The organism is Vibrio sp. 661 (assembly GCF_033339315.1).
Taxonomy (GTDB): domain Bacteria; phylum Pseudomonadota; class Gammaproteobacteria; order Enterobacterales; family Vibrionaceae; genus Vibrio; species Vibrio alginolyticus.
Genome location: NZ_JAWOUJ010000008.1, coordinates 170,759 through 178,696 on the forward strand (window position 1 = coordinate 170,759; position 7,938 = coordinate 178,696).

Annotated in this window: 8 protein-coding genes; 2 read left to right on the forward strand and 6 right to left on the reverse strand. The window is 45.5% G+C overall.

Features of this window, described 5'->3' with window-relative positions; genetic code table 11:
• Nucleotides 1-121: 121 nt before the first annotated feature.
• Nucleotides 122-592 carry a zinc ribbon-containing protein gene (locus R7P69_RS15470; RefSeq protein WP_005373024.1) on the forward strand — a complete coding sequence of 157 codons (471 nt, stop codon included), beginning with the start codon at nt 122-124 and terminating at the stop codon, nt 590-592.
• A gap of 84 nt (nt 593-676) precedes the next feature.
• Here R7P69_RS15470 and lnt read toward each other — a convergent pair whose 3' ends face one another.
• From lnt to miaB, 5 genes are all read right to left on the reverse strand, one after another.
• Nucleotides 677-2,194, reverse strand: coding sequence for an apolipoprotein N-acyltransferase (gene lnt / locus R7P69_RS15475; RefSeq protein WP_005384119.1), 1,518 nt, complete (start codon nt 2,192-2,194; stop codon nt 677-679).
• 32 nt (nt 2,195-2,226) lie between these two features.
• Nucleotides 2,227-3,126, reverse strand: a complete 900-nt coding sequence (gene corC / locus R7P69_RS15480; RefSeq protein ID WP_005384118.1) for a CNNM family magnesium/cobalt transport protein CorC — start codon at nt 3,124-3,126, stop codon at nt 2,227-2,229.
• 105 nt (nt 3,127-3,231) lie between these two features.
• Nucleotides 3,232-3,696, reverse strand: coding sequence for an rRNA maturation RNase YbeY (gene ybeY / locus R7P69_RS15485; RefSeq protein ID WP_005373030.1), 465 nt, complete (start codon nt 3,694-3,696; stop codon nt 3,232-3,234).
• Nucleotides 3,697-3,698: 2 nt separating this feature from the next.
• Nucleotides 3,699-4,796: a PhoH family protein gene (locus tag R7P69_RS15490; RefSeq protein WP_005373033.1), complete on the reverse strand. Its 1,098-nt coding sequence runs from the start codon at nt 4,794-4,796 to the stop codon at nt 3,699-3,701.
• 73 nt (nt 4,797-4,869) lie between these two features.
• The gene (gene miaB, locus R7P69_RS15495; RefSeq protein WP_005373038.1) at nt 4,870-6,294 is read right to left on the reverse strand and encodes a tRNA (N6-isopentenyl adenosine(37)-C2)-methylthiotransferase MiaB; all 1,425 of its coding nucleotides are present in this window, start codon (nt 6,292-6,294) and stop codon (nt 4,870-4,872) included.
• A gap of 257 nt (nt 6,295-6,551) precedes the next feature.
• Between miaB and R7P69_RS15500 the strand changes: the two genes are divergently transcribed.
• Nucleotides 6,552-7,730, forward strand: coding sequence for a 2-octaprenyl-3-methyl-6-methoxy-1,4-benzoquinol hydroxylase (locus R7P69_RS15500; RefSeq protein WP_025768908.1), 1,179 nt, complete (start codon nt 6,552-6,554; stop codon nt 7,728-7,730).
• A 13-nt stretch (nt 7,731-7,743) separates the two neighbouring features.
• Here the strand turns inward: R7P69_RS15500 and R7P69_RS15505 are convergent.
• On the reverse strand, nt 7,744-7,938 hold a 195-nt coding region (locus R7P69_RS15505), incomplete at its 5' end, for a hypothetical protein (protein ID WP_206949545.1).

The following is a 7,938-nucleotide window of genomic DNA, read 5'->3' on the forward strand; positions in this document are numbered from 1 at the left end:
TCGGTTAGAACAGACTTAAATAGATCGTCATAGAATACCTAAAGCTAGGGATCACAACAATAGCCAATCTGTACCCATGCGCCCTTAAGTGACGCAGGTAGGAGAAAGATGGAGGTCAGTTATGCCTAAACGTAAAACAGGTTATGAGGAAATGCTCGAGGATGTGATTGAAACCTTGAAGCACAGTCCGGAAGAAGTTAACAAAGCGATTGAGACGTCGGGCAAAGTGGTGGATGCTGCTAATGACTTGACCAAAGATGAATTGGCTTTAATCAAAGCGTACCTTAAAGCAGACTTAAAAGAGTTTTCAGAGAGTTACGAGGATAGCAAAAGCGGCCCGTTTTACTTAACGATTGCGGACTCGATATGGCAAGGGCTGTTAGAGATTACTGACCGAACTAAAGTTGAGTGGGTTGAGTTGTTCGATGACTTAGAGCATCAAGGGCTATATGAAGCAGGAGAGGTGATAGGCTTAGGCACTTTAGTCTGTGATGAGTGTGGTCACAAGACAACGTATAACCACCCAACTGTAATCATTCCGTGTATTAAATGTGGTCACAAAGGCTTTACTCGTCAGTCATTAAAGCCATAAATGGCGCGTAACGACAGTATAATGCTATGAATAAAAAAGAGGCTTAGTCGCCTCTTTTTTGTCTTTTCTACTTTCAAGCTGTTATCAGCTCTGTTTTCTTCTTAAACCGAAAGCCAGAGCTAAACTTAACCCTACCCAAATATACAATGGCCAAGTACCAACGATTCGATATGGCGTTTTCCCATCGGTTGGGGTGAGCTCTGCGCGCAGTACTGCAGTTTCAAACTGCGGTACTTGCTCAACGATTTTACCTTTGTGATCGGTTACCGCTGTTAATCCGTTGTTAGTCGAGCGGATGAGCGGTTTACCTAACTCTAAGGCACGCATACGGGCGATCTCCATATGCTGAAGAGGGCCGATAGAGTGACCAAACCATGCATCGTTTGAAAGCGTTAGAATGAAGTCTGTTTCGTCAGTCACATTTTGACGCACTTGCTCATTAAAGATGATCTCATAGCAAAGCGCTGGTGCCATGTGCATGCCATTCGCAACGATGTTTGGCTGCACAAAAGCCCCACGGCTAAACGATGACATCGGTAGGTTAAAGAATGGCGCTAATGGGCGCAAAATATCTTCAAATGGTACAAACTCACCAAACGGTAGTAGGTGATGCTTATGGTAACGTTCGCTTAAATCGAAGCTGTAGTCACCGTATGGTGTGATGCCGAGGGACAGAATACTGTTGTAGAACTGTCGATCTTCAGCTTGGTTGACGACACCGGTGATGATTGCGCTGTTATTCATTTTTGCAGCGCTGTCGATATTGCTCAAAAATGAAGGCACTTCAATTTCAAAAGCGGGAATTGCTGCTTCTGGCCAAACGATAATGTCAGCGTCCCAGTTTTCACGAGTTAAGTCAGCATATTTCATGATGGTTGGCCAGCGTTGACTTGGTAGCCACTTTAGGTTTTGGTCTACGTTACCTTGAATCAGTGCGAGCTTAGTCGTGTCTTCTGGTCGGGGTGTTACCCAATCGTAGTTGCGAATCCCAAAGCCAGTACTGAGTAATACCGCAGGGATAATCACCATCAGCCACTGCTTATGAATCCATGCATAGGCTAACGCCCCTGCGCTGATAAGGATAAATAGAGTAAGCAGTTCTACGCCGCCAATTGGTGCAAAGCTTGCGAGTGGAGCATCTATCTGGCTATAGCCTAGCCATAACCAAGGGAAGCCGGTCATCACCCAACCACGCAACCAATCACTTATCAGCCATAAAGCAGGTGCAGCGAGAAGTGCTTTTGTGAGCGTAAATTGAGGAAACAGCTTGTTGTTGAGCCAAGCAAATAAGCCTGAATAAACAGCCAAGTAGGCAACAAGTAAGCCCATTAAAAATAAATTGGCAATGAGCGGCATACCGCCAAAACCGGAGATACTGACGTAAACCCAGCTAACGCCAGTTGCAAATTGACCTAACCCCCAAGCATAACCAATCCATAGTGCGCGTTTCGGAGTTTGGTTAGCAAGAAGAATCAGTAGAATTGCAGGGCTAAGAATGGCAATAGGCCACAGCTGGTAAGGAGCGAAAGCGAGTGTAGTAGAGGCGCCAACAAAAGCGGCCACTAAGGGCCGCTTAAGGCGATGAAAGAGTTCATTCATCATTGTAATTTCTGAGATTCCCAATGGGTATCGCGTTACTCTTGAGTGGCTTCAACCAGGGTTTCTTCGTCTGGGATCGTCACTTGGAGTTGAATGACACGACGGTTATCGGCAGCGGTGACTTTGAAGTTGTAGCCTTCAATTTCAACCAGTTCACCACGAGAAGGTAAGTGACCAAAGGCAGTCATGACCATACCACCAACGGTATCAACTTCCTCATCGCTGAAGTTGGTTCCGAATGTCTCATTAAACTCTTCGATGGTTGTCAGCGCTCTGACAGCAAACGTATGCTTGCTCAGCTTACGAATGTCCGTCTCTTCACTTTCATCGAATTCATCTTCAATATCCCCGACGATTTCCTCAAGGATATCTTCAATGGTCACAAGACCAGAAACACCACCGAATTCATCGACAACAATGGCCATATGATAACGTTCTTCACGGAATTCTTTCAGCAGTCGATCAACGCGTTTACTTTCCGGTACTACAACCGCTGGTCGAATGACTTCTTCGATATCAAATGGATTACTGCCTGAGCCTAAGTATTTAAGTAAGTCCTTCGCTAGAAGTATGCCTTCCACATGGTCTTTATCTTCGCTGATCACAGGGTAGCGAGAGTGCTGAGCATCGGTAATCAAAGCAACCAAGGTATCAAGGTCGTGAGTACGCTCAACGGTAACCATTTGCGAACGCGGGATCATAATGTCACGCACACGCATTTCGGAGATTTCCATAACACCTTCGAGCATATCGCGAGTGTCATGGTCAATCAGGTCGTTAACTTCAGAGTCGCGGATAACATCCACAAGCTCTTGGCGATCTTTTGGTTCGCCCTGAAATAGTTGACCTAGACGTTCAAAGAAGGACTTTCTACTCGGACCTTCTGCCTTTTCTTTCTTATCTTCGTTAGAAGAGGGAGAATTATCTTCGTTCATTGTTTCTCAATTAAGTAACGCTATCAGAAGTGTGATAGCACACATAGAGAGGCGAACACGAGAGTCATTTAGGTGGTTCGCCTTTCCCTGTCGAGTGGCCAATAGCTACTCTTTTTCAGCAATGTAAGGATCTTCATAACCCATACCTTGCATGATTTCGGTTTCGAGGGACTCCATCTCTTCGGCTTCGTCATCCTCTATATGATCATAACCTAGCAGATGCAAGCTGCCATGTACAACCATATGCGCCCAATGTGCTAGCAGAGGCTTGCTCTGTTCAACCGCCTCTTTTTCAACAACTTGGCGGCAAATAATCAAATCACCAAGTAAATCTATTTCCATACCAGGAGGTGCTTCAAATGGAAACGACAACACATTAGTTGGTTTATCTTTGCCGCGATACTCATGGTTGAGCGTATGACTTTCTTGTTCATCAACAATACGAATGGTGACTTCGGCTTGTGGCTGGAAGAGAGGAATTGTCTTATCTAGCCACAATTGGAAATCTTGCTGCGAAGGCAGACCTTCTTCATTTTCGACTGCCAGTTGCAGATCAAGTTCAATCGCCATGATTATTCCTTAGTTGAAGCAACTTGTGCATTCAGTTCGGCTTTTGCTGCTTCTAGTAACTTCGCATCGCGTTCTTCACGACGGCGTTTCTCGAACTCTTTACGCTCTTTCTGGTCTTGTGCTTCCCACTTCTCGTACGCGTTAACGATACGAGCAACCACAGGGTGACGTACAACGTCGTCGGCTAAGAAGAAGTTAAAGCTGATGTCGTCAACTTCGCTTAGTACTTCAATAGCATGACGAAGACCCGATTTCGCACCACGAGGTAAGTCAATCTGCGTGACATCACCAGTGATAACCGCGCGAGAGTTAAAACCAATACGCGTTAGGAACATCTTCATCTGCTCAACAGTGGTGTTCTGACTCTCATCAAGAATGATGAAGGCGTCGTTTAGAGTACGACCACGCATGTAAGCAAGAGGAGCAACCTCAATCACGTTACGTTCAATCAGCTTCTCTACGCGCTCAAAGCCCAGCATTTCAAATAGGGCGTCGTATAGCGGACGTAGGTATGGGTCGACTTTCTGGCTTAAATCACCAGGCAGGAAGCCCAATTTCTCACCAGCTTCAACCGCTGGACGAGTAAGTAGAATACGGCGGATCTCTTGGCGCTCTAGTGCGTCAACAGCTGCTGCTACAGCAAGGTAGGTTTTACCTGTACCAGCCGGGCCAATACCAAAAGAAATATCATGCGTGACCATGTTAACCAAGTACTGCGCTTGGTTTGGCGTACGTGGTTTGATCACACCTTTCTTGGTTTTGACGAAGACTTCTTTACCATGCTCGATGTTAGACTCAGTATTCTGCTCAAGAACACCAGACTCTTTGATCGCTAGATGGATTTGCTCAGGCTCAATATCTGGGATCTCACCTCGTACAGGTGCGGTATCAACATATAGAGTTTTCAGGATATCCAGCGCAGCTGATGCGGTATGAGGTTTACCGACAATCGTAAAGTGGTCACTACGGTGGTTAATTTCAACGCCTAGACGACGTTCTAAATGCTTGATGTTGTCATCGAATGGACCGCACAGGCTAGCTAGTCGGCGGTTGTCTGAAGGTTCTAGGTTAATTTCTAGAGTTACGATTTTATTGCTCAATGTTGCCTCTCATTTTTTGCCACTTAGTGAGAGCCTGATAACGACCAGGCTCTCTATGGCTATTTATACGAGCTTACGGCGTAAAAGTAGCTACACCCAGCTCATCTTCGCGACGTGTTTTCGCCATCATCTGCGTTGGGGAAATCACACTACGAAGATCCATGTCTTTTTCAGTACGTACTAGCTCACCACGCAGTGAGTTTGCAAATACGTCTACGATCTTCACATCAACGAACTGACCAATTAGGTCTGCACTACCTTCAAAGTTTACTACACGGTTGTTTTCTGTACGAGCGCGTAGTTCCATTAGGTTTTTCTTCGAAGGACCTTCAACTAGAACACGTTGTTCTGTGCCAAGCATTAAGCGAGAGTAACGCATCGCTTGAGCATTGATAGTTTGCTGTAGTTCGTAAAGGCGCTCTTTCTTCACTTGTTCTGACACATCACAAGGGTAATCCGCTGCTGGCGTACCTGGACGTGGAGAGAAAATAAAGCTGAAGCTCATGTCAAAGTCTACATCTTTGATTAGCTTCATGGTGTCTTGGAAGTCTTTGTCTGTCTCACCAGGGAAACCAACAATAAAGTCTGAACTGATTTGGATATCAGGACGAGCTTTACGCAGTTTACGGATGATCGATTTGTATTCGATAGCGGTGTGAGGGCGTTTCATCATCGTTAGGATACGGTCACTACCACTTTGCACAGGTAAGTGCAGGAAGCTCACAAGTTCTGGCGTATCTTCGTATACTGCGATGATGTCGTCTGTGAATTCTAACGGGTGGCTCGTCGTGAAACGAATACGGTCGATACCATCGATAGACGCAACCAAACGAAGCAGTTCTGCAAATGAACAGATCTCACCATCGTGCATAGGACCACGGTACGCGTTTACGTTTTGACCCAGAAGGTTTACTTCACGTACGCCTTGTTCAGCAAGTTGGGCGATTTCGAACAGTACGTCATCCATTGGACGGCTTACTTCTTCACCACGAGTGTACGGTACGACACAGTAAGTACAGTACTTAGAGCAGCCTTCCATAATAGAAACGAATGCTGTCGCACCTTCAGCGCGAGGTTCAGGTAGGCGGTCGAATTTTTCGATCTCTGGGAACGAAATGTCCATAACTGGTGCATCATCGGACTGAGATTGTTTGATCATCTCAGGTAGGCGGTGCAAAGTTTGTGGGCCAAAAATAACGTCAACGTATGGCGCACGTTCACGAATATGGTCACCTTCTTGCGTTGCTACACAACCACCTACACCGATAACTACGCCAGGTTTTTTATCTTTTAGTGTTTTCCAGCGGCCTAGCTGGTGGAAAACTTTCTCTTGCGCTTTTTCACGGATCGAACAGGTGTTAAGTAGAAGTACGTCTGCTTCCTCTGGCTCTTCCGTCAGCTCGTAGCCGTTTGCAGCATTAAGCAGGTCGGCCATTTTTGATGAATCGTATTCGTTCATCTGGCAGCCCCAGGTTTTAATTAGCAGTTTCTTACTCATCTCACTTTCGCTCGTTCAGTTGTACTTAAATCGGAGAGCTATTGCTCAAATTATAGCCGCCATCACGGCGGTAAGCGGCGTATTGTACTGCTTTAAAAAGCACCTGACTAGTGATCTAGCTAATTCTCTGCAAAGCCTGATGAAATCTAGTTTTTCGCCCTATGCAGAACAAGGTTTTTTGTTAAACAATTTTGTAAAAATAGCCATGGAAAGTACAATAAAAAACGCCAATTAATCAGCACGATGAAGAGTGAAAAATGAACAAGTATGACATCGCCGTGATCGGTGGCGGTATGGTCGGGGCAGCCGTCGCTGTTGGATTTGCCAAGCAGGGCAGAAGCGTTGTCTTGGTTGAAGGTACAAAACCTAAAGTTTTTGATGCCGCTCAGGCGATGGATATTCGTGTATCTGCAATCTCGCACCAGTCGGTGGAGTTACTTGATTCACTCGGAGCATGGTCAGAGATCAAGAGCATGCGAGTTTGTCCTTATCGGCGCTTAGAAACTTGGGAGCACCCAGAGTGCCGTACTCGTTTTCACTCTGATGAATTGTCATTGGATCAGCTAGGTTACATCGTTGAAAACCGCCTAATCCAATTAGGTCTTTGGCAAGTCTTCTCTCAGCATGAAAATCTAACCGTGATGTGTCCTGAGCGATTAAAAGCCATTGAGTTTGCAGATATAAATCTTGTGACACTAGAAAGTGGGGAGCAGTTTGAAGCTAACTGGGTGATTGGTGCTGATGGTGCAAACTCTAAAGTTCGTCAATTGGCTGGAATTGGTGTAACTGCGTGGGATTACCGACAACACTGCATGTTGATTAACGTGAAAACAGAATTGCCTCAGCAAGATATTACTTGGCAACAATTTACACCTTCAGGCCCACGTTCATTTTTACCTCTGTGCTCTTTGAGTAACGACGATGGTCAAGTAGTAGGCCAAGGTTCTTTGGTTTGGTATGACTCGCCTAAACGTATTAAACAACTGTGTGCGATGAGTAAACCTCAACTAAGAGAAGAAATTTTACGTCATTTCCCTGCTGAATTAGGCGATATTGAAGTTTTACAGTTTGGCTCATTCCCACTCACTCGTCGTCATGCGCAAAGCTACTCAAGCAAAAATTGCGTGTTAGTGGGTGACTCTGCCCATACGATCAACCCGCTTGCAGGGCAAGGGGTAAACTTAGGCTTCAAAGATGTAGACGTTCTCCTTTCGGTAACAGAACAACAAGAAAAGCTGGAAGATACCTTACTCGCGAAATACGAACGCGCACGTCGACCTGACAACTTACTCATGCAGACGGGCATGGACTTTTTCTATAAAGGTTTTAGCAACGATCTAGGGCCATTGAAGTTCGTACGTAATGCTGCATTGAAGCTTGCTGAAAACTCAGGGCCAATTAAGGCTCAAGTACTGAAATACGCGTTAGGTATGTAGTAAGCTACTCAAATCACAGATAGAAAAAAAGCGAGCCATGAGCTCGCTTTTTTAATTCGGCAAATCTAATGATTTCCCGAGTCCAGAACCAAAAAAAGAAAAAACCCAGCAAAGTCATGCTGGGTTTTCCGATAATGGTGCGGAAGGAGAGACTTGAACTCTCACACCTTGCGGCGCCAGAACCTAAATCTGGTGCGTCTACCAATTC